The 20,452-nt window shown below is 59.9% G+C and carries 20 protein-coding genes and 3 tRNA genes; 20 read left to right on the top strand and 3 right to left on the bottom strand.

Annotated features, from left to right (window positions below):
- Positions 1–3: 3 nt before the first annotated feature.
- The 3 genes from cydB to RWS31_RS02695 all read right to left on the bottom strand — a co-directional run bounded on the left by cydB (position 4) and on the right by RWS31_RS02695 (position 4,587).
- Positions 4–1,020 (bottom strand): cytochrome d ubiquinol oxidase subunit II, encoded by a 1,017-nt coding sequence (gene cydB / locus RWS31_RS02705; protein WP_314595881.1) that lies wholly within the window; start codon positions 1,018–1,020, stop codon positions 4–6.
- Positions 1,020–2,384, bottom strand: a complete 1,365-nt coding sequence (locus RWS31_RS02700; RefSeq protein WP_314595879.1) for a cytochrome ubiquinol oxidase subunit I — start codon at positions 2,382–2,384, stop codon at positions 1,020–1,022. The genes cydB and RWS31_RS02700 overlap by 1 nt, the downstream gene beginning before the upstream one ends.
- Positions 2,385–2,613: 229 nt before the next feature.
- Complete coding sequence (locus RWS31_RS02695) at positions 2,614–4,587, bottom strand: HAD-IC family P-type ATPase (RefSeq protein ID WP_314595878.1); 1,974 nt, start codon at positions 4,585–4,587, stop codon at positions 2,614–2,616.
- A gap of 163 nt (positions 4,588–4,750) precedes the next feature.
- Between RWS31_RS02695 and ispE the strand changes: the two genes are divergently transcribed.
- The 20 genes from ispE (at position 4,751) to RWS31_RS02595 (ending at position 20,446) form a co-directional block, all read left to right on the top strand.
- Positions 4,751–5,614: a 4-(cytidine 5'-diphospho)-2-C-methyl-D-erythritol kinase gene (gene ispE, locus RWS31_RS02690; protein WP_314595876.1), complete on the top strand. Its 864-nt coding sequence runs from the start codon at positions 4,751–4,753 to the stop codon at positions 5,612–5,614.
- 29 nt (positions 5,615–5,643) lie between these two features.
- Positions 5,644–6,339: a GntR family transcriptional regulator gene (locus tag RWS31_RS02685; RefSeq protein ID WP_314595873.1), complete on the top strand. Its 696-nt coding sequence runs from the start codon at positions 5,644–5,646 to the stop codon at positions 6,337–6,339.
- Positions 6,340–6,442: 103 nt separating this feature from the next.
- Entirely contained in the window at positions 6,443–7,831 is a 1,389-nt protein-coding gene (gene glmU, locus RWS31_RS02680) for a bifunctional UDP-N-acetylglucosamine diphosphorylase/glucosamine-1-phosphate N-acetyltransferase GlmU (RefSeq protein WP_314595871.1), read from the top strand.
- Positions 7,828–8,769 carry a ribose-phosphate pyrophosphokinase gene (locus tag RWS31_RS02675; protein ID WP_009645597.1) on the top strand — a complete coding sequence of 314 codons (942 nt, stop codon included), beginning with the start codon at positions 7,828–7,830 and terminating at the stop codon, positions 8,767–8,769. The genes glmU and RWS31_RS02675 overlap by 4 nt, the downstream gene beginning before the upstream one ends.
- A gap of 11 nt (positions 8,770–8,780) precedes the next feature.
- Positions 8,781–9,218, top strand: a complete 438-nt coding sequence (locus tag RWS31_RS02670; protein ID WP_013740918.1) for a thioesterase family protein — start codon at positions 8,781–8,783, stop codon at positions 9,216–9,218.
- Positions 9,219–9,252: 34 nt separating this feature from the next.
- Positions 9,253–9,795, top strand: coding sequence for a hypothetical protein (locus RWS31_RS02665; RefSeq protein ID WP_314595867.1), 543 nt, complete (start codon positions 9,253–9,255; stop codon positions 9,793–9,795).
- Positions 9,796–9,807: 12 nt separating this feature from the next.
- On the top strand, positions 9,808–10,464 hold the full coding sequence (locus tag RWS31_RS02660; RefSeq protein ID WP_314595865.1) for a coenzyme F420-0:L-glutamate ligase: 657 nt from the start codon (positions 9,808–9,810) through the stop codon (positions 10,462–10,464).
- A gap of 58 nt (positions 10,465–10,522) precedes the next feature.
- Positions 10,523–11,269, top strand: coding sequence for a ribonuclease PH (gene rph, locus RWS31_RS02655; protein ID WP_314595863.1), 747 nt, complete (start codon positions 10,523–10,525; stop codon positions 11,267–11,269).
- Positions 11,266–11,856 (top strand): RdgB/HAM1 family non-canonical purine NTP pyrophosphatase, encoded by a 591-nt coding sequence (gene rdgB / locus RWS31_RS02650; RefSeq protein ID WP_314595862.1) that lies wholly within the window; start codon positions 11,266–11,268, stop codon positions 11,854–11,856. Before rph ends, rdgB begins: the two co-directional genes overlap by 4 nt.
- Positions 11,853–12,338, top strand: a complete 486-nt coding sequence (locus RWS31_RS02645; RefSeq protein WP_314595860.1) for a metallophosphoesterase — start codon at positions 11,853–11,855, stop codon at positions 12,336–12,338. The genes rdgB and RWS31_RS02645 overlap by 4 nt, the downstream gene beginning before the upstream one ends.
- A 215-nt stretch (positions 12,339–12,553) precedes the next feature.
- Complete coding sequence (locus RWS31_RS02640) at positions 12,554–13,396, top strand: fumarate hydratase (protein ID WP_314595858.1); 843 nt, start codon at positions 12,554–12,556, stop codon at positions 13,394–13,396.
- Between the two features lie 26 nt (positions 13,397–13,422).
- Positions 13,423–13,980 carry a Fe-S-containing hydro-lyase gene (locus RWS31_RS02635; protein WP_009645610.1) on the top strand — a complete coding sequence of 186 codons (558 nt, stop codon included), beginning with the start codon at positions 13,423–13,425 and terminating at the stop codon, positions 13,978–13,980.
- A 105-nt stretch (positions 13,981–14,085) separates the two neighbouring features.
- Positions 14,086–14,718 carry a succinate dehydrogenase gene (locus tag RWS31_RS02630; protein WP_314595855.1) on the top strand — a complete coding sequence of 211 codons (633 nt, stop codon included), beginning with the start codon at positions 14,086–14,088 and terminating at the stop codon, positions 14,716–14,718.
- A 38-nt stretch (positions 14,719–14,756) separates the two neighbouring features.
- Positions 14,757–16,559 (top strand): succinate dehydrogenase flavoprotein subunit, encoded by a 1,803-nt coding sequence (sdhA, locus tag RWS31_RS02625; protein WP_314595853.1) that lies wholly within the window; start codon positions 14,757–14,759, stop codon positions 16,557–16,559.
- 16 nt (positions 16,560–16,575) lie between these two features.
- Positions 16,576–17,328 carry a succinate dehydrogenase iron-sulfur subunit gene (gene sdhB, locus RWS31_RS02620; protein ID WP_314595850.1) on the top strand — a complete coding sequence of 251 codons (753 nt, stop codon included), beginning with the start codon at positions 16,576–16,578 and terminating at the stop codon, positions 17,326–17,328.
- A 195-nt stretch (positions 17,329–17,523) separates the two neighbouring features.
- Positions 17,524–17,600: transfer RNA gene (locus RWS31_RS02615), tRNA-Asp, on the top strand.
- A 6-nt stretch (positions 17,601–17,606) separates the two neighbouring features.
- A tRNA-Gly gene (locus RWS31_RS02610) sits at positions 17,607–17,681 on the top strand.
- 3 nt (positions 17,682–17,684) lie between these two features.
- Positions 17,685–17,759, top strand: a tRNA-Cys gene (locus RWS31_RS02605).
- Positions 17,760–17,835: 76 nt separating this feature from the next.
- Positions 17,836–19,455, top strand: a complete 1,620-nt coding sequence (locus RWS31_RS02600) for a peptide chain release factor 3 (RefSeq protein ID WP_314595848.1) — start codon at positions 17,836–17,838, stop codon at positions 19,453–19,455.
- Between the two features lie 112 nt (positions 19,456–19,567).
- On the top strand, positions 19,568–20,446 hold the full coding sequence (locus RWS31_RS02595) for a YicC/YloC family endoribonuclease (protein ID WP_314595846.1): 879 nt from the start codon (positions 19,568–19,570) through the stop codon (positions 20,444–20,446).
- The last annotated feature ends 6 nt before the right edge of the window (positions 20,447–20,452 follow it).

Raw genomic sequence — 20,452 nt, 5'->3', positions numbered from 1 at the left:
CACTCAATAGCCGTGGTGGTTGGCGTCGGCAGCCGTCACGCGCTTGCGGAAGATGTAGTAGGTCCAGATCTGATAGCAGAGTATGATCGGGACGAGGCAGCCGGCGGCGATCGTCATGATCGACAGCGTGTAGGGCGTCGAGGACGCATTGTAGATCGTCAGGCTGTACTCGGGCGAAAGGCTCGACACCATGAGGCGCGGGAAGAGCCCGAGGAAGAAGGCGACGACCGTCAGGGCGACAGCGAGGCCGCTGCAGACGAAGCCCTTCGTCGAGGCCTTGTTGATCACATTCGCATAGGAAGCGAGGAAGACGACGGCGGCGAGGATGAGAGCGCCCGCAGCGAAGGGATTCGCGTAGAGGTCGGTATAGACGTAGGTGAGTCCCATGCACAGGACGAAGAAGACGACGGCGAGAGCGCCGGCTTTTTTCGCCACGTCCTGCACGCGCATGATGAGGTGGCGGTCGGCGAGGCGCATCGTCAAAAATGCCGCACCGTGGAAGGCGAAGACGAAGACGAAGGCGAGGCCGCCGACGATGGAATAGGGCGAGAGCAGACCGAAGAAGCCGCCCGTGTACGTCATGTTCGCGTCGATAGCAAGGCCTGCGATGAGGTCGGTCACGGCGACGCCCCAGAGGAAGGCGGGAACGACGCTGCCGAAGACGATGCACTTGTCCCAGCCGCTGCGCCAGACGGCGGAGTCCTTGTGGCCGCGCAGTTCGAAGGCGACGCCGCGCAGGATGAGCGCGACGAGCATCAAGAAGAGCGCGAGGTAGAACGTGCTGAACATCGTCGCGTAAAGGTGCGGGAAGGCCGCGAAGCTCGCGCCGCCCGCCGTGATCATCCACACTTCGTTTCCGTCCCATACGGGCAGGATCGTGCGCAGCGTGATGCGGCGCTCCTCATCGGTCTTGCCGACGAAGGGCAGCAGCATGCCGACACCGTAGTCGAAGCCCTCAAGGAAGAAGAAGCCCGTGAAGAGCACGACGATCAGGACAAACCATAAGATGTTCAAATCCATTATGCTGCACTCCTTTCCGGCGAAGGACTGGTCTTGATGAAGCGGATCGCAACGCCGAGGGCGAAGACGATGAGCACGAGATAGATGAGCGTGAAGCCGATGATCGTCAGCCAGATATCCGTTGTGGTGAGGTTCGGGGAGACGGCGTCAACCGTCTTCTGCAGGCCGACGACGATCCAAGGCTGACGTCCTGATTCGGTGACGAACCAGCCGACGGAGTTGGCGATGAAGGGCAGCGGCAGACTGTAGAGCAGCACCTTGAGCATGCAGCGCTTGTCTGCGAGCTTGCCGCGCATCGCGAGGAGGAGCGCTGCGCCCGTGATGAGAATCATGAGGCCGCCCGCGCCGACCATGATGCGGAACGCCCAGAAGAGCGCCGTGACGTTCGGCACGTAGTTGTCCGAGCCGTACATCTGGACGGCTTCTTCCTGCAGGTCGCGGATGCCCTTGATTTCGCCGGCAGGCTTATTGTAGACCATGAAGGAGAACATCGCGGGAATCGTGATCTCGAAGTCGTTCTGCATTTTGTCCTCATTGATGATGGCGAAGGCGGCGAACGGTGCGGGATCTTCCGTCTCCCACAGAGCCTCCATGGCGGAGAGCTTCATGGGCTGGACGTCCTTCAGGTACTGGGCGTGCATGTGGCCGGCACCTGCGACGCCAAGAAGGCCGATGAGCGTGAAGGCGAGGATGCCCTTGATGGCTTTCTGGAAGAGGTCGGCGGCAGGGCCTCCCTGCAGGATCTTGTAGGCGGTGATGGCTGCGAGCAGGACGCCCGCCGTCGACATGCCCGCGAAGAACGTATGCGTGATCTCGCCGATGACGTAGTGATTCGAGAGGAGAGCGCCGAAGTCCGTCATGACGGCGCGGCCGCCTTCGATGGCATAGCCCGTCGGATGCTGCATGAAGGAGTTGGCGACGATGATCCAGAGCGCCGAGAGGTTGCCGCCGATGGCGACGAGCCACATCGTCACGCAGTGAAGTTTTGGCGACAATTTATCCCAGCCGAAGATCCAGATGCCGAGGAACGTCGACTCAAGGAAGAAGGCGGAGAGCGCCTCCAAGGCGAGCGGCGCGCCGAAGATGTCGCCCATGAAGCGCGCGTACTCCGACCAGTTCATGCCGAAGTGGAACTCCTGCACGATGCCCGTGACTACACCCATGGCAAAGTTGATGAGGAAGACCGTGCTGAAGAATTGCAGCAGCTTGCGGCTTTCCTTCTTCCACTGCGCGTCCTTCGTGCGGACATGACAGGTTTCGAGAAGCGCCAGGAAGAATGTCAGCCCCAGCGTCAGCGGGACGAAGAGAAAATGATACGTCGAGGTGATGGCAAACTGCCATTGTGATAGGACAGCCGTGCTCATAGAATAATACCCCTTCCTTTCAGAAAATAATTATTTTTTATGCGTCCATTATAAAACAAGGGACAGCAAAAAACAAGGCATAAGTGTATCGGTGAATTTGAATCTTTGGATAAGGAAATCGCCGTAATTTTTTAAGGGATTTCAGGCAAACTCAGCGGTTCGTTAACATTGTTGAAAAAAGCCGCCCCCGCGAAGAGGCTATACTCGCATGTTTCGTGCTCCTTGAAGCTCAGTAGTCGAGCGTGTGCGGCGCGAATTTGAAGCCCTTGAGTCCGAGCGGGACGAGCGTCGCTGCGACGATGCCCGCGAGCATGGAGAGGACGGAGAGCAGAGGCAAAAAGCGCAGGTCGCCGAGGAAGAAGAGCGAGGCATGCAGCAGGACGGCCGCCAGGACGGCGGCGAGGAAGGCGAGAGCGAGCGCGAGGCGCACGGTGCGGACGGTCTTCCTTGAAAGCGTGATGAGCTGGGGAATGTGCGAGGGATCTCCTGAGGCGATGAGGATGTCGGGTGAGATCTCGCTCTCGCTCGTCTGCATGGCGAGCACGACGTCAGCCATCGAGGCTGCCTCCGCGTCCTCCTTCTTGGCGGCGAGCAGGGCGACAGAGTGCCCGTGCGCCTGAAGCATCTGCACCTCCTTCGCTTTGTCGGCGGGCGCAAGATCGGCGCGGTAGACGGAGATGCCGGCATCCTTCGCCGTGCGTTTTGCTGCAGTGCGGCAGTCGCCCGTCATCATGACGGTCTGGACGCCCAGAGATTCCAGCAGGCGGATCGTGCGCGGCATGTCGCTTCGCGCCTCGTCGGAGAACACGAGGAGGCCCTTGGCGATCTTGCCCGTGGCGAGATAGATGACGATCTTGCCGCGCGAGGCGAATTGGTCGCCCTGCGTCAAGAGGGAATTGCTGATCTGGACGCCCTCTGCCTCGAGCCATTCGCGCTTGCCGAGGCGCACGGCTCTGCCATTGATCAGTGCCTCGACGCCCTTGCCGGGGATGCTGCTCGTCGCTGAGACGCGCATGAGGCGAGCACCTCGACTGACGGCGCTGGCGACGAGGACGCGTGCGAGCGGATGGGAGATGCCGTTTTCCGCGCTCGCGGCGAGTCCCAGGATCGCACTGTCGGAAAGCCCCTCGCCGACGATGGTCGCGAGGAACGGCCTGCCTTCGGTGATGCCGCCGCTCTTCGAGAGCGCGATGGCGCTGATGTGCTTGAGCGTGCCGAAGACGCCGGCGTTCTTCACGAGAATTTTCTGTGCGCGGCACTTTTTCAGTGCTTCGGGCAGGGCGAACGAGGAGGCGAAGAAGAGTGCGGCAGGGCACGCGAAGAAGAGCACGGCGAAGAAGAAGATAGCCGTCTGCAGAGGATCGAGTCCCATGGTTTGCCAGAGAGCGGCATCGGCGATGGCGAGCAGCAGACCGAAGGCGAGAAAGCGCAGGGCGGCATTGTCCGTGACGGCGAGGAGCGACGTGTGCTCGGGCGTCTTTGCTGCCTCCTCCTGCATGGGTGCGGCGCTTGCGGCAGGTTCATCTTCCTCTTCCTCTGCGGGCAGCGCCTCGCCTCGCGCACGTCTCGCTTCCCGCTCGGCGAGGCGGCGCTCCTCGGCGCGCAGAGCTTCGAGTTCGCGGTAGCGCGCCTCGGACTCCTTCTTTCGCCGTTCCTCCTCTTCGCGCCTCTGGCGCTCGGCTTCATGCTCTGCCATCATCTCCTCTGCGCCCGGTGGCATGACGCCATCTTCCTCGTCGAGCGAGAGCTTCCGCGCGGCGAGGCGCACTTCGAGGTATTTGCCGCCGAGCGTGAAGGTCAGGAAGAGGCCGAGCGGCGTGAAGAGAAGCTGGTGAAAGAGCGCTTCTCCCGTCAGCATCATCTGCACCATGAGGAGGAGGCTCGCGATGACGGCGGAGATGGCGCTGACGGCGATGAGTGAATCGGCGCACGGCGATTTGAAGAGCAGGCGGATACCGCGCACGAGGATGGATTTGCACGCGAGCAGCATGGCGAGCGCGAGGACGAACTCGATTCCCGCAAAGAGAAGCGGTGCTTCTTCGGGCGAGAGCGGTCCTAGGTCTATGCCAAACGTGGAGGCTGCGAGCAGTCCCGGCGAAAAGGCGAATGCCAGAAGTGTCAGGAGCAGGACGATGAGGAGGGAGGAGCGCACGTCCTTTTTAATGCGTTTCGCCTCCTCTGATGCTGCAGACTTTTCGTCCATAATAAAATTCCCTCTTTTCCAAGGTGTAATAAAATAGAATTCACATTATCTAATTCGCCTTTTGCTGGTTAATTCCTACCAAATTTTTTCTAAGGCTTGCTGTAAAGAGAAAAAATTGATAGAATTTATGGCGGTATATTGAGGGAAGGATGGTGCATTTCTTTTGCTGAAGCTTTTGGCGCGGGCGAAGATCAACCTGACGCTCGATATCTTGGGGAAACGTCCCGACGGCTATCACGAGGTGGAGATGGTCATGCAGTCCGTCGCGCTTGCGGATGAGGTCGAGCTGGAAAAGACGGCGCAGGGCATTTCTTTGGAGATCGAAGGCGCGGCGCTCGCTGCAGACGAGAGCAATCTCGCGTGGCGTGCGGCGGCGCTCTTTTTGTGCCGTTTTCCGTCGGCGGGTGGCATAGCGATCCGCCTGAAAAAGACGATTCCGATGGCGGCGGGACTTGCGGGCGGCTCTGCGGACGCTGCCGCCGTGCTCCTCGGGATGAACGATCTTTTTGAGAAGGGGCTGGATGAGGCGGCGCTTGCGGAGCTTGCAGCCGAGATCGGCTCTGACGTGCCCTTTTGCCTTGCGGGCGGCACGCAGCTGGCGACGGGGCGCGGCGAGATTCTGCGCCGCCTTGCCGACCTGCCGCCTTTTCCCGTCGTGCTGGCGAAGCCGCCCGTCGACGTTTCGACCGCCTGGGCGTACGGGCGCTACGATGCGCAGAAGGCGGTGCGCCACCCGGACACGGAGACGATGCTCGCCGCCATCGGTGCGGGAGACCGCTCTCGCATCTGCCGGGAGTTGTGCAATGTGCTCGAAAGTGTTACCATAGAGGAGCATGAGGAGATCCGTCGCTTGAAGGAAAGGATGCTGGGGCAGGGCGCACTCGCCGCCATGATGTCCGGCTCAGGGCCGACGGTCTTTGCACTGATGGAAAGCGAGGGGGCAGCGCAGAATCTGGCGAAGAAACTGCGCGAAGAGACAGATGCCGCTGTCTTTTGCACAAAGACGCAGGGGGCGCAGATGTTCTGACGCGCCGTACCTGTGCGGGGGGAAAAACGATGGGACAGGAAATGAAGCTTGCGCCGATCCGCCTCGACAGCTACCAGCCTCTGCGCGAGGTGGTTGCCGAGGCTCTGCGCGATGCGATCAAGAGCGGAACGCTTGCGCCTGGGCAGCGGCTCATGGAAATCCAGCTTGCCGAAGAACTTGGCGTCAGCCGCACGCCCGTGCGCGAGGCGATCCGAAAGCTGGAGCTGGAAGGCTACGTCGTCATGATGCCGCGGCGCGGCACCTACGTCGCGAACCTTTCCATCCGCGACGTCAACGACGTCTTCGAGATTCGCACGGCGCTCGATTCGCTCGCCTGCGCCCTCGCGGCGGAGCGCATCACGGAGAGCGAGTTGGAGAGCCTGCAGCGTCTCCTCGTTGCCATCGGAGGACAGATTGAGGCGGGCGACATGGAAAAGATCGTGGAAACGGACATGCGCTTTCACGACCTCCTCTATCAGGCGAGCCGCAACACGCGTCTCGTCGGCATCATCTCGAACCTGCGTGAGCAGCTCACGCGCTTTCGTTCCGCCTCGATGTCGTTTCCGGGCCGTCTCAAGGAGACGCTTGAGGAGCATAGAGAGATCGTCGACGCCATCGCCCAGGGCGACGTGCAGGGCGCGAAGCAGGCGGCGGAAGCCCACATGGAAAAAGCGGAGCGCACGCTGCTCATGAGTATGGAGGCGGCGAAGAATGCCGGCATCTGAAAGATGGAGGGAAAGGATGCGTCCAGAACTCTGCAGGGATCGGCTGCGGAGTTTCCTGAGAACGATGCTGAGGAAATGTCTTTGAGCAATGGAGGCTGAACGAATGGCAGATCTGACAACAGTCATATTGGCGGCGGGCAAGGGGACGCGCATGAAGTCGTCTTTGCCGAAGGTGCTGCACAAGGCGGGCGGCAAGGCGATGCTCGCCCATGTGCTCGCGGCCGCGAAGGAGGCGGGTGCCGTGCGCAATATAGTCGTCGTGGGATTCGGCGGCGAGACGGTGGAAAAGGCGCTTGCGGGTGAGGCGGATTTCGTCACACAGGAAGAGCAGCTCGGCACAGGGCATGCCGTCCTGCAGGCGGAACCGCTGCTGCGCGAGGAAAGGGGCACGGTTCTCGTACTCTGCGGCGACACGCCGCTTTTGACGGGGAAGCTCCTCGAGAAGCTCGCGAAAGAACACGCGGCATCGGGCGCGAAGGCGACCGTTCTGACCGCCGTCATGCCCGATGCGACGGGATATGGGCGCATCATCCGCGCCGCAGACGGCACGGTGGAACGGATCGTCGAGCACAAGGATGCGACGGAGGAGGAGCGCACCGTGCGCGAGGTCAATTCGGGCATCTATTGCTTTGAAGCGCCTGACCTTTTCGCCGCTCTGCACGAGGTCAAAAATGACAATGCACAAGGCGAGTACTATCTGCCCGACGTGCTCGAAATCCTCCGAAAGAAGGGCGAGAAGATCTTTGCCGCCATGGCCGACGACTACGAGGAAACGCTCGGCGTCAACTCGCGCGCCCAGCTCGCTGCCTCGGAGAAGATCCTGCGCCGCCGCAAGAATGAGGCGCTGATGGCAGAGGGTGTGACACTCATGGATCCCGATACGACCTATGTCGACGTCGATGTCATCGTCGGCCGCGACACCGTGATCTATCCGGGCACGTGGCTTGAGGGTGCGACGGTCATCGGCGAGGACTGCGAGATCGGCCCCCATTCGCGCTTTCAGGACGTGAAGGTCGGTGCCCATGTCACGGCGCATTTCTGCTATGCGCATGAATGCGAAATCGCCGACGGTGCGACGCTCGGCCCATACGTCCATCTTCGCCCCGCGACGAAAATCGCTGCGCACGTCAAGATCGGCAATTTCGTCGAGGTCAAGAACTCCGTCGTCGGCGAGGGGACGAAGCTGCCGCATCTCTCGTATATCGGCGATTCCGACATCGGTGCGGGCGTCAACATGGGCTGCGGCACGATCACGGTCAATTACGACGGCAGGCAGAAGTTCCGCACGAAGGTTGGCGACGGCGCTTTCGTCGGCTGCAACTCGAACCTCGTCGCACCCGTCAGCGTCGGTGACGGCGCCTACATCGGAGCAGGGTCGACGATCACGAAGGACATCCCCGCAGGCGATCTCGCCATCGCGCGCGCCCACCAGAAGAATATCACGGGCTGGGCGGACAAGCGCAAAGAAGAAATGGAGGCTACTGGAAAATGACGAACCTTGACAACCTATGCATCATGACGGGCAACGCCAACCCCGAGCTCGCGAAAAAAATCGCATCGCACATCGGCGTGCCGCTTTGCGATGCATACGTCGGTCATTTCAACAACGGCGAGACGCAGGTGATGATCAGCGAGAGCATTCGCGGCAAGGATATCTTCATCATTCAACCGACCTCGCAGCCGGTCAACGACAATCTCATGGAGCTTCTCATCATGACGGACGCCTGCAAGAGGGCGTCGGCGCACAGCATCACGGCCGTCGTGCCGTACTACGCCTATGCGCGTCAGGATCGCAAGACGCGCGGGCGCGAGCCGATCTCGGCGAAGCTCGTCGCGAACCTCATGGAGACGGCGGGCGTCTCGCGCGTCGTGACGGTCGACCTGCATGCAGGTCAGATCCAGGGCTTCTTCGACATCCCCGTCGATCATCTCGGAGCGGCTCCCGTCCTCGCCGCGTATCTGAAGGAGCACAATCTCGAAAATGCCGTCGTTGTCTCGCCCGATCTCGGCGGCGTCACGCGCACGCGAAATCTTGCTGACCGCCTGCACGCACCGATCGCCATCATCGAGAAGCGCCGCCCGCAGCCGGGCGTGGCGGAGGTCATGAACCTCATCGGTGACGTCGAGGGCAAGACGGCAATCCTCATCGACGACATCGTCGACACGGCAGGCTCTCTTTGCGAGGGAGCGAAGGCACTTGCAAAGCTTGGTGCAAAAGAAGTCTACGCCGCCTGTTCCCATGCGATCCTGACCGATCCTGCCATCGAGCGCATCAACGCGTCGGTGCTCAAGCAGTTGATTGTTACGGACACGATCCCCTTGGGCGACAAGAAGTCGGACAAGATCGTCGTGCTCTCGATGGCGGACGCTATCGGCGACGTGCTCATCAGCATACAGGAGCATCGTTCGGTCAGCCACCTGTTCCGATGATGGAGAGCGTCATGGAGGTCAAGGCATACCATCGTGTGAATTTCTACGACACGGACGCCATGGGCGTCGTGCATCATGCGAACTACATCCGTTGGTTCGAGATCGGCAGGGTCGAGTTCCTGCGTGCGCTCGGCATCACATTGGGCGATCTGATGGAGGCGGGCTACGTCTTTCCACTGACTGATGTCAGCGCAAAGTTCGTCGCCTCAGGCAAGTTCGACGATGAACTCGCCATCGTCACGCGCCCGACGGCGTTGACAAAGGTCAAGATGGCGTTCGACTACGAAGTGCGGCGCGCAGCGGACGACGCATTGCTCGTGCTCGGTCATACGCAGAACGTCTTCACGAGCCGAGAGACGGGACGCATCACGAAACTGCCTGCAGAGTTTTATGAAAAGCTTCATGCCGCGTTCTCGGAGGATGCGCCGATGGGCGCAGGAAATACCTGAACGTTTGCTGGGAAGCTTTGGGAGGTCTTGAAAGTTGTATATTGCAGTCGGTGTTGTTCTCGCCGCGATTTTCCTTTGTATCATCGCGGTGAAATTCTTCTTTGTCAAGGAGGGTACGGAAGAGGTCGTCGTGAAACTCGCAGAGCGCACGCCCCTCGAAGTAACGGCGCAGGATGAAAAAAGCGTGACGCTCATCACGAAAATGGAGTTCGCCAATATCGGCAAGCAGGTCGGCACGATCATGGACGCCCTTGTGCGTCCGCTCGTTCCCTACGAACAGTACGACGGGCTTGAGGTGCGCGGCAGAGCCGAGCGGGAGGGCGCGCCGCGCGAGGACGATTACTTCGAGGCGGTGCTCATCGAAGCGGGTGAAAGCATCTTCGTCAAGGCGTATGTGACGCTTACGGCGCGAAAGGGCAGGAGCATCAAGGAGGCGGCCGCGCACATGGTCGATTTCCCGGTGGAGCTCATCTACCAGGAGACAGGCAGACGGCCGTGGCGTTATTCGAAAGTGACGATTCCTGTGCGTGCGGCGGAGGTTGCCGCGCTCGTCGGTGTGACGCTGGCGGACGATTGAGGAGGGGCAAACATGAAAGAGAAAGTAGAGATTCTGCCCGTTCCCACGCGCATTCTGACGGACAGGGATGACATCGTCGACTGCGTGGAGAAGTATACGCGCGGCAAGATCGGCAAGGACGACGTGATTTCCGTGGCGGAGAGCGTCGTCGCCATCACGCAGGGACGCATCGTGCGTCCCGAGGATCTGAAGATTTCCTGCCTCGCGCAGTTCTGCTGCCGCTTCATCCCGGACTACGGCAGCCTTGCGAGCCCACACGGCATGCAGTCCTTGATGAACGTCGAGGGCAAGTGGCGCGTCGCCGCCGCGCTCTTCGCGGGATTCTTGGGCAAGATCGTGGGAAAGAGCGGCCTTTTTTATAAATGGGGCGGCGAGCAGACGGCGCTCATCGACGATGTGACGGGCACGATGCCGCCTTTCGACAAGCATATCGTCTACGGGCCACGTGATCCGGAGGACGTCGTCGCGCGTCTCAAAGAGAGGCTCGGCTGCTTCGGCGCTGTCATCGCTGACGTCAACGATCTCAAGCGCTCGCGCATCGTCGGCGTGACAGACGGCACGAAGGGCGAGCTCGTCGCGAAGCTCCTTATCGACAACCCGTTCGGCAACGCTTCGCAGAAGACGCCGATCTGCATCATAAAGAACTTCCGGCAATATCAGGAGGGATGAAGAGGGGCAGGGCTTGACGCCCTGCCCCTCTTCGAGTGAGAGGAGAGGAACATGCGCTATGCAGAGAATACGCGGACGTGCCGCTGACGCGCTGCGTCCCTTGAAGATGATGCGAGGCTTCCAAAAGGGGCCGGCGGGTTCGGTGCTCATCGAGATGGGACGCACGCGCATCATCTGCGCTGCGTCCGTCGAAGATCGTGTGCCGTACTTTCTGCGCGGCACGGGAACGGGATGGATCAAGGCAGAGTACGCGCTCTTGCCGAGTGCGACTTCGACGCGTACGCCACGCGAGGCCTGCCAAGGCCGCCAGTCGGGGCGCACACAGGAGATCCAGCGTCTCATCGGCCGTTCGCTGCGCTCCGTCGTCGACCTTGCGGCGCTCGGCGAGCGCACGATCGCCTTGGACTGCGACGTCATCGAGGCGGACGGCGGCACGCGTACGGCGGCGATCACGGGCGCTTTCGTTGCGCTCGTAGAGGCGTGCGCGAGCTTCTATGAGAAGGGCAAGACATTCCCTGTGAAAGATTTCCTCGCGGCGGTCAGCGTCGGTCTCGCAAAGGACGGCGAACCGATCCTCGACCTTTGCTACGAGGAGGACAGCACGGCGCTCGTCGATATGAACGTCGTGATGACGGGCGCCTATGACTTCGTCGAGGTGCAGGGCACGGGCGAGGGACGACCCTTCTCACACGAGGAGATGGCGGAGCTCCTCACACTGGCGGAAAAGGGCGTCGACGAATTGATTGCAAGACAAAAGGACGCGCTCGGCGGCGAGCTCGTCTGGAAAGTGGGGCGAATCGGATGAAGAAGATCGTAATCGCTACGAAGAATGAAGGCAAGGTGAAGGAAATCCTTGCAGCTTTTCAAAAGCTCCCTGTGGAGCTTTTGACTCTCAAGGATTTTGGGGAGCTTCCCGATGCTGTTGAGGACGCTTCGACCTTCGAAGGGAACGCGCGCATCAAGGCGCGCTTTTATGCAGAAAGGACGGGATGCGCGTGCCTTGCTGATGACTCGGGGCTTGAGGTCGAAGTTTTGGGCGGTGCGCCAGGCGTTCACTCGGCACGTTACTCGGGGCAGCACGATGATGCGGCGAATAACGAGAAGCTTGTGTCAGAGCTTCAAAAGAGGGGGGCTGTCGAATCCGCCGCCGCCTTTCGCTGCGTGCTCGTCCTGCACGACACGGACGGCACGGAACTCACCTCTGAAGGGACGTGTGTCGGACGCGTGCGCCAAAGCCCTCGCGGTGCGGGCGGCTTCGGCTATGACCCGTATTTCTATCTCGCGAGCGGCAAGTCGCTGGCGGAACTGACGGTTTCTGAAAAGCAGGCGGTCAGCCATCGTGGCGCGGCTCTTCGCCTCATGGCGGCGCAGATGAAGGAGCATCTCACATGAAGATCGGCATTATGAGTGACAGCCACGGCGATCGCCGCGCGATCGACCGCGCTGTGGAACGTGCGGGCAAGGTCGACCTTTGGCTTCATGCGGGAGACTGCGCTCCCGATGCGGCGTACCTCGCGCTCGTCTCGGCAGTGCGCGTGGAAAACGTCGCGGGCAACACGGACTGGCCCGACGGCAAGACGCCTGACGAGATCGTTGTCGAAGCGGCAGGGCACCGCATCTTCCTCACGCACGGTCATATCTACGGCGTGCGCTCGACGCTTGAAATGCTGGTGGCAGCGGCGAAGGAGGCACAGGCGGACATCGCTGTCTACGGTCATACGCATGTGGCGCAGGAGGTCGTGGGAGATGTTCAGGTCCTCAACCCCGGCAGTGTGGCGCGTCCGCGCGATGAGGCGCGGCCTTCCTTCATGCTCGCCGAGCTTGAGGTAGGGAAGTCGCCGCAAGTCGAACTCATCCGCATGGGAAGAACTTGACGGCAGAGGGCTTGCTGGCAAGCGCACGAAAGGAATATCGGGAGATGAATTCCGGTCGCATTTTCGCCGGTTTTCGGCGTGAAAAAAGCGAACGGGATTCATCTTTTTCTCTGCAGAAACTCAAGAAACACAAGGGTTTCGGTGTTGAATGTGCGATGAAAATATGATATGATGGAGCTATGTGAGTATTACAATTTCTTATGGGAGGGTTTATCTTGCGTACAATCGAAGCGAAACAGATTACGGAAGCCGTTGCCGAGATGTGCAAAGAGGCTGCCTACTATCTGCCAGACGACGTCTACGAGGCTTTGAAGCGCGGACGCGAGGCAGAGGAGTCGCCGGTAGGGCGCGACGTGCTCGACCAGATCATCCGCAATGCGGAGATCGCCAAGGCCGAGGATCGCCCCATCTGTCAGGACACCGGCATGACGATCGTCTTCCTTGAGATCGGTCAGGATCTGCACATTGCAGGCGGCGATCTCGAAGAGGCGGTCAATGCCGGTGTCGCCAAGGGATATACGGAAGGGTATCTGAGGAAGTCCGTCGTTGCCGAGCCGCTGTTCAACCGCAAGAACACGCAGAACAATACGCCTGCCGTCATCTACACGAGCATCGTGCCAGGCGACAAGCTCAAGATCACGGTTGGCCCCAAGGGCTTCGGCAGCGAGAACAAGTCGGGCGTCAAGATGCTCGTTCCTGCGGATGGCGTCGAAGGCGTCAAGAAGGCCGTGCTCGACATCATCCTGCACGCAAGCTGCAACCCCTGTCCTCCCATGGTCGTCGGCGTCGGCATCGGCGGCACGATGGACCGCGCCGCTTACTACTCGAAGAAGGCGCTCGTGCGCTCCATCAACGAGCGCAACCCCATGCCCGAGTACGCGAAGCTTGAAGGCGAGCTTCTTGAGATGATCAACAAGACGGGCATCGGCCCTCAGCTCGGTGGCTCCGTATCGGCTCTCGCCGTCAACATCGAATGGGGCCCGACGCACATTGCGGGACTGCCCGTGGCCGTCACGATCTGCTGTCATGCGATGCGCCACAAGGATCGCGTCCTTTAATTGCTCGGGATGGGAGGATAAGAAAAATGGCTGAAAAGATTCGTATCGAAACACCGTTTACCGTGGAGCAGTCCAAGAAGCTCAAGGCGGGCGACAGCGTGCTCATCACAGGCACGATCATCAGCGCACGCGATGCGGCGCACAAGGTCATGTGCGAGGCTCTGGCACGCGGCGAGAAGCTCCCCGTGGACTGGAAGAATGAAATCGTCTACTACCTCGGACCTACGCCTGCGAAGCCCGGCGATCCGATCGGCTCGTGCGGCCCGACGACTGCCGGCCGCATGGACGCCTACACGCCGACGATGCTTGAGCAGGGCATCACGGGCATGATCGGCAAGGGATCGCGCGACCCGAAGGTCATCGAGTCGATGAAGAAGAACGGCGTGACGTACTTCGTCGCCGTCGGAGGCGCGGCGGCTCTGATCGCCAAGTCCGTCAAGAAGTACGAAGTACTCGCCTATCCGGAACTCGGCCCGGAGGCCGTGGCGCGTCTGACCGTTGTTGACTTTCCAGCGATCGTCGGCATCGACTGCGAGGGAAATAACTTCTACGAGATTGGCCAGGCGCCGTATCGTAAGTTATAGGAAGCGCTTGTTTGGCGCTTTCATGGGAGGCGCTGAACTTGTCAGCGCTTCCTGTAATCCGCCCCCGCACGATGCGGGGCGCAAAGAATTTATAGGAGGTATAGAATGATTAACACAACTTTTTACGCCCGCCGCCTGCATTCCCTGGTCGGCTTGCTGGCACTCGGAGGATTTCTCATGGAACACATCCTCACCAATGCTTCGGCTCTGGGCGGTGCTGAAGCCCTGAACGGCAAGCTCGCAATGATGGAGCTGATACCGAAGCCGATTTTCCTCGGACTTGAGGTCGGCGCCGTCGCCATCCCGTTCCTCTTCCATGCGATCTATGGCATCTACATCTGCATGCAGGCGAAGAACAACCCGACGAAGTATGGCTACCTCAACAACTGGAATTTCGCTTTCCAGCGCTGGACGGCATGGTTCCTGCTCGTCTTCCTCGTATGGCACGTCGGCTACCTGCGCTGCTATGTCAAGGGTGTCCTCGGCACACCGATCACCTATGAACTGATCCAGAGCTACGTCACGGGCAGTCCGATCGTCTTCGTCCTCTACCTCATCGGCATGCTCGCAGCGATCTTCCATTTCACGAACGGCATTGCGACCTTCCTCATGACGTGGGGCGTCGTCAAGGGGCCTCGCGCCCAGAAGACGGCGGGGCTCCTCTCCATGTTGCTCTGCGTGGCTCTGAGCCTCGTGACGATTGCCTTCATGGTGAGCTACTTCGTTCCCATGCATTGATCGATTGATTGTGATGTATAGATAAGGAGAGAACCTACATGGCTGAAAAGAAAAAAATCATTATTGTAGGCGGCGGTCTCTCGGGTCTCATGGCGACCATCAAGGTCTGTGAGCTCGGCGGCGAAGTCGACCTGTTTTCCTACTGCCCCGTAAAGCGCTCCCACTCGCTGTGTGCGCAGGGTGGCATCAACGCCTGCATGGACACGAAGGGCGAGCATGACAGCGTTTACGAGCACTTCGATGATACGGTCTACGGCGGTGACTTCCTTGCCGATCAGGTCGCGGTCAAGGGCATGGTCGAGGCGGCGCCGAAGCTCATCAAGATGTTCGACCGCATGGGCGTTCCCTTCACACGCACGCCGGAAGGCAACCTCGACCTCCGCAACTTCGGCGGTCAGAAGAACAAGCGCACCTGTTTTGCCGGCTCGACGACGGGTCAGCAGCTTCTCTATGCGCTCGATGAGCAGGTTCGCCGCTGGGAAGTCAAAGGCGGCGTCAAGAAGTATGAGTTCTGGGAATTCATCCGCATCATCAAGAACAAGGACGGCATCTGCCGCGGCATCGTCGCGCAGAACATGAACTCGATGGAGATCAAGTCGTTCCCCGCCGACGTCGTCATCCTTGCGACGGGCGGCCCCGGCCAGGTGTTTGGCCGCTGCACGGCTTCGACGATCTGCAACGGCTCGGCCGTTTCCGCTGTCTACCAGCAGGGTGCACACATCGGCAACCCCGAGTTCATCCAGATTCATCCGACGGCGATTCCGGGTTCCGACAAGAACCGTCTGATGAGCGAGGCGTGCCGCGGCGAAGGCGGACGCGTCTGGGTCTATCGCGACGGCAAGCCCTGGTACTTCCTGGAAGACATGTATCCGGCATACGGCAACCTCGTGCCGCGTGACGTCGCCTCGCGCGCCATCTTCAAGGTCTGCGTGCACATGGGTCTGGGCATCAACGGCGAGAACCGCGTCTACCTCGACCTCTCGCATATTGATCCGCATTACCTGGAGCGCAAGCTCGGCGGTATCCTCGAAATCTACATGGACTTCGTCGGAAAAGATCCGCGCAAGGTGCCGATGGAAATCTTCCCGTCCGTCCACTATTCGATGGGCGGCATCTGGGTCGATCGCCTGCACCACACGAACATCAAGGGTCTCATGGCCTCGGGCGAGTGCGACTACCAGTATCACGGCGCGAACCGCCTCGGTGCGAACTCGCTCCTTTCCGCTGCTTACTCCGGCACGGTCTCCGGCCCTGAAGCCATGCGCATGGCGAAGTCCGGCGAGCTTGGCGACGCCCTCACGCAGGCGGAGCTTGACAAGGCGCGTCAGGAAGTCGTCGACCAGTTCGAAGGCATCCTCAAGATGGATGGCCCTGAGAACGCGCACAAACTCCACCACGAGCTTGGCGATCTCATGTACAAGTATGTTTCCATCGAGCGCGACAACAACGGACTCGACCAGTGCCTCGTGGAGCTCAAGGAAATCCTCAAGCGTTGGGACAACATCGGCTTGACGGATCGCGGTCATTGGGCGAACCAGGAAGCTATGTTCGTGCGCCAGCTGCGCAATATGATCCTCTACGCGATGTGCATCACGAAGGCAGCTCGCTGCCGCGACGAGAGCCGCGGCGCTCATGCCAAGATCGCCCTCGACGCGAATGGCAAGCGCATGATGGACGGCGACGAGCTCGTCTTCATGCCGCGTGACGACAAGAACTTCATGCGCATCTCCATCGTCGACTACGACCCAAAGACGGAAGAGCCGATCGTCAGCTACGACGAGTTCGATCATTCGCTCATCAAGCCGCGTGCGCGTAACTACGCGGTAGCGAAGAAAGAGTAAGAGGAGGAGATAGCAAATGGCAGAACAGAAGAAAGTAAGATTCATCATAGAGCGTCAGGATGGCCCTGACGCCAGCCCCTACAAGCAGGAATTCGATGTCGACTATCGTCCCGGCCTCAACGTCGTCGCGGCTCTGATGGAGATCCAGAAGAACCCTGTGACGGTCGATGGAAAGACGGTCGCTCCTGTCAACTGGGAGTGCAACTGCCTGGAGAAGGTCTGCGGCGCCTGCATGATGGTCATCAACGGCAAGGCGCGTCAGGCCTGCTGCTCGCTCATCGACGAGCTTGAGCAGCCGATCACGCTCGCACCGGCACGCACCTTCCCCGTCATCCGCGACCTCCTCATTGATCGTTCCGTCATGTTCGAGAGCCTCAAGCGCATCCATGGCTGGATCGAGATCGACGGTTCGTGGGACAACCCCGATGCTCCGCTGCAGAATCCCTATACGGCGGAGACGACGTATGAGATTTCGCACTGCATGACGTGCGGTTGCTGCCTTGAGGCGTGCCCGAACGTCGGCCCGCAGTCCGACTTCATCGGTCCTGCGCCTACGGTGCAGACGCTGCTCTTCAACCTCCATCCGCTCGGAAAGTTCGATGAGCCGAAGCGCCTCGAAGCTCTCATGGGCAAGGGCGGCATCACGAGCTGCGGCAACAGCCAGAACTGTGAGAAGGCCTGCCCGAAGGAGATCAAGCTCACGAAGCACCTCGCACAGCTCAACCGCGACGTCAACAAGCAGGCGCTGAGGAATATCTTCAACAACTAAAAAAGGAACGACGGCGAATTTTTCACCATCGTCCCAAGATGGACGGAGCGCACTTCCCGATTTCGGGGGAGTGCGCTCTTGTCTTGTGCACTCACGGGAAGCGGAAGGTTGAAATATTTCTTTTAGATTCCTTGACAAGCCCCCCATCGCTCTGTATAATACTATTTGTTGCCGACCTTACGGAAGGCGATGGATGGCCCGGTAGTTTAGTTGGTTAGAATGCCGCCCTGTCACGGCGGAGGTCAGGGGTTCAAGTCCCCTTCGGGTCGCCACTTCATGCGGAAGTAGCTCAGTGGTAGAGCACCACCTTGCCAAGGTGGGGGTCGCGAGTTCGAGCCTCGTTTTCCGCTCCATACGGCGACATAGCCAAGCGGTAAGGCAGGGGTCTGCAAAACCCTCATTCCCCAGTTCGATTCTGGGTGTCGCCTCCAAAACGATAGGCAAGACTGCTGCAGAGATTCTGCGGCAGTCTTTTTTTCAAATGACAACGGTGTGGGAGGATGTATTTTGTCGCAGGAAGAATTGAAGAAGGAAATAGAGAAGAGGCGCACGTTCGCCATCATTTCGCATCCGGATGCGGGAAAGACGACACTGACGGAGAAGCTCCTGCTCTACGGCGGGGCGATTCACCTCGCAGGCTCGATCAAGTCGCGCAAGACGCAGCGCCATGCCGTGTCTGATTGGATGGAGATCGAGAAGCAGCGCGGCATCTCCGTCACGTCGAGCGTGCTGCAGTTCGACTACGCAGGCTGCCGCATCAACATCCTTGACACGCCCGGGCATCAGGATTTCAGCGAGGATACGTACCGCACGCTGATGGCGGTCGACAGCGCCGTCATGATTCTCGACGTGGCGAAGGGCGTCGAGGCGCAGACGAAGAAACTCTTCAAGGTTTGCCGCGAGCGCCATATTCCAATCTTTACCTTCGTTAACAAGCTCGACCGCTTTGGCAAGGCGCCGCTCGATCTCATGGCGGAGCTGGAAGATGTCTTGGGCATTCGCTCTTATCCAATGAATTGGCCGGTCGGTACGGACGGCAATTACAAGGGCGTCTACGATCGCGCGAAGCGCGAGGTCGAGCTTTTCGCTGCCGACGCGAGCCACGGGCAGACGGAACGTGTCTCCGTCTGCGGCTCGATCGACGACGAGGCTTTCATGGCGCAGCTGACGGAAGAGGAGCGCCGGACGCTCGCCGACGACATCGAGCTTCTCGATGCAGCGGGCGAGGACTTCGACCGCGAGAAGGTCGATCGCGGCGAATTGACGCCGACGTTCTTCGGTTCTGCCATGACGAATTTCGGCGTTAAGAATTTTCTGGAAGAGTATCTGCGACTCGCGCCAGCGCCTGCGCCGCGCGCTTCGACCGATGGCATCATAGAGCCGACGGACGAGCGCTTCTCGGCTTTCGTCTTCAAAATCCAGGCGAATATGAATCCCGCGCACCGCGACCGCCTCGCCTTCATCCGCATCGTGTCGGGCGCATTTGAGCGCAACATGAGCGTCTGGCACGAAAAGAGCGGCAAGCTGATCAAGCTCGCGCAGCCGCAGCAGTTCCTCGCGCAGGATCGGCAGATCATCGACGAGGCGTTTCCGGGCGACATCGTGGGGCTTTTTGATCCCGGCATCTTCTCGATCGGCGATACGCTGACGGACGCCTCGCACAAGTTCAAATACGAGGATTTCCCCGTGTTTCCGCCCGAGAAGTTTGCACGCGTCTCGGCAAAGGACACGATGAAGCGCAAGCAGTTCGTCAAAGGCGTCGAGCAGCTCACGCAGGAGGGCGCGATTCAGCTTTTCATGCAGGAGGGCGCGGGCGCGGACGCCTACATCGTCGGCACGGTCGGCACGCTGCAGTTTGAAGTGCTCGAATACCGTCTAAAGAACGAGTACAATGTCGATATCGTGCTGCAGATGCAGCCATACGAGGTCGCGCGTTGGATGACATTCGCCGATGGGCGCGAAATCACGCCCGCAACCCTGCACGGCGCAGACCGCGGTATGTTTGTGCGCGACCGCCGGGGCAATCCCGTGCTGCTCGTGAGCAACGAATGGGCGCTCGGCTGGATCACGGAGAACAATCCCGACCTCCTGCTTCATGCCGTACCCGTCGACCGTACGGAGGCATAAAGCCTTGTCGAAGAGGCGAAAAGTATGGTAAAATACCATGATATAACAAAATGAAGGAAACGCTGAGGAGATTGGCGGTTCCCTGAATGAGCAGGAATGGGGGGCTGTTGGCATGAAAAGCATGACGGGGTTCGGCGCGGCGGGCCGGGAGAATGAGGATTACAAGGTTCATGTGGAAGTGAAATCGGTCAATCAGCGGTATCTGGACATATCGTTTTCCATGCCACGCGCTCTCAATGTCTTTGAGAGCGATATGCGCCATGCCATCAAGAGATTCTCGGCGCGCGGCAAGATCGATGTGAACATCGCCTTTCAGGACAAGCGCGAAAAGGAAGCGACCATCGTCGTTGATAAGAACTTGGCACGCGCCTATCAGACGGCGCTTTACGAACTTGGCGATTTCCTGCATTTGACACCGCCCGCCGATGTATGTAAAATAGCCTTGTATCCCGATGTCCTGCGCGTACGCGAGGAGAGCCGCGATGTGCTTGACGCCCGCGGGCTCGTCTTTGACGCCTTGGAAAGTGCTTTGGAACATTTCGCCCAGATGCGAAAAACGGAGGGCGAGCATACGCACCTCGACTTTGAGCCGCGCCTCGATTTCCTTGCCGAGGCAATCGAAAAGCTCTCGGCCTTCGAGTCGGAGATCGTCGAGCGCTACCGCACGCATCTGAGGAACGTCCTCAGCGAAATGCTCAAGGGGCAGGGCATTGATGAGATGCGCATCCTGCAGGAAACGGTGCTCTACGCTGACCGCATCAGCTACAACGAAGAGGTCGTGCGCCTCAAGAGCCACATCGCTCAGTTCCGTGAGACGATCGAGGTGGAGGAAGCGCCCATCGGCAGGAAGCTCGACTTCCTGATTCAGGAGATCAATCGCGAGACAAACACGATTGGCGCGAAGGCGAACTTCACGCAGGCGGCGAAACTTGTTGTCGAGATCAAGAGTGAGGTCGAGAAACTGCGCGAGCAGGTGCAGAACATCGAGTGAGGGGTC

The sequence above is a fragment of the uncultured Selenomonas sp. genome (assembly GCF_963528755.1).
Lineage (GTDB): Bacteria > Bacillota > Negativicutes > Selenomonadales > Selenomonadaceae > Selenomonas.
This window is presented reverse-complemented; position numbering and strand designations above follow the sequence as displayed.

Excerpts from the sequence above, each read along its gene's own strand:
- cydB (WP_314595881.1), bottom strand. The coding sequence starts at position 1,020 with ATGGATTTGAACATCTTATGGTTTGTCCTGATCGTCGTGCTCTTCACG.
- RWS31_RS02700 (WP_314595879.1), bottom strand. The coding sequence starts at position 2,384 with ATGAGCACGGCTGTCCTATCACAATGGCAGTTTGCCATCACCTCGACG.
- RWS31_RS02695 (WP_314595878.1), bottom strand. The coding sequence starts at position 4,587 with ATGGACGAAAAGTCTGCAGCATCAGAGGAGGCGAAACGCATTAAAAAG.
- RWS31_RS02685 (WP_314595873.1), top strand. The coding sequence starts at position 5,644 with ATGGGACAGGAAATGAAGCTTGCGCCGATCCGCCTCGACAGCTACCAG.
- glmU (WP_314595871.1), top strand. The coding sequence starts at position 6,443 with ATGGCAGATCTGACAACAGTCATATTGGCGGCGGGCAAGGGGACGCGC.
- RWS31_RS02675 (WP_009645597.1), top strand. The coding sequence starts at position 7,828 with ATGACGAACCTTGACAACCTATGCATCATGACGGGCAACGCCAACCCC.
- RWS31_RS02670 (WP_013740918.1), top strand. The coding sequence starts at position 8,781 with ATGGAGGTCAAGGCATACCATCGTGTGAATTTCTACGACACGGACGCC.
- RWS31_RS02660 (WP_314595865.1), top strand. The coding sequence starts at position 9,808 with ATGAAAGAGAAAGTAGAGATTCTGCCCGTTCCCACGCGCATTCTGACG.
- rph (WP_314595863.1), top strand. The coding sequence starts at position 10,523 with ATGCAGAGAATACGCGGACGTGCCGCTGACGCGCTGCGTCCCTTGAAG.
- rdgB (WP_314595862.1), top strand. The coding sequence starts at position 11,266 with ATGAAGAAGATCGTAATCGCTACGAAGAATGAAGGCAAGGTGAAGGAA.
- RWS31_RS02645 (WP_314595860.1), top strand. The coding sequence starts at position 11,853 with ATGAAGATCGGCATTATGAGTGACAGCCACGGCGATCGCCGCGCGATC.
- RWS31_RS02635 (WP_009645610.1), top strand. The coding sequence starts at position 13,423 with ATGGCTGAAAAGATTCGTATCGAAACACCGTTTACCGTGGAGCAGTCC.
- RWS31_RS02630 (WP_314595855.1), top strand. The coding sequence starts at position 14,086 with ATGATTAACACAACTTTTTACGCCCGCCGCCTGCATTCCCTGGTCGGC.
- sdhA (WP_314595853.1), top strand. The coding sequence starts at position 14,757 with ATGGCTGAAAAGAAAAAAATCATTATTGTAGGCGGCGGTCTCTCGGGT.
- sdhB (WP_314595850.1), top strand. The coding sequence starts at position 16,576 with ATGGCAGAACAGAAGAAAGTAAGATTCATCATAGAGCGTCAGGATGGC.
- RWS31_RS02595 (WP_314595846.1), top strand. The coding sequence starts at position 19,568 with ATGAAAAGCATGACGGGGTTCGGCGCGGCGGGCCGGGAGAATGAGGAT.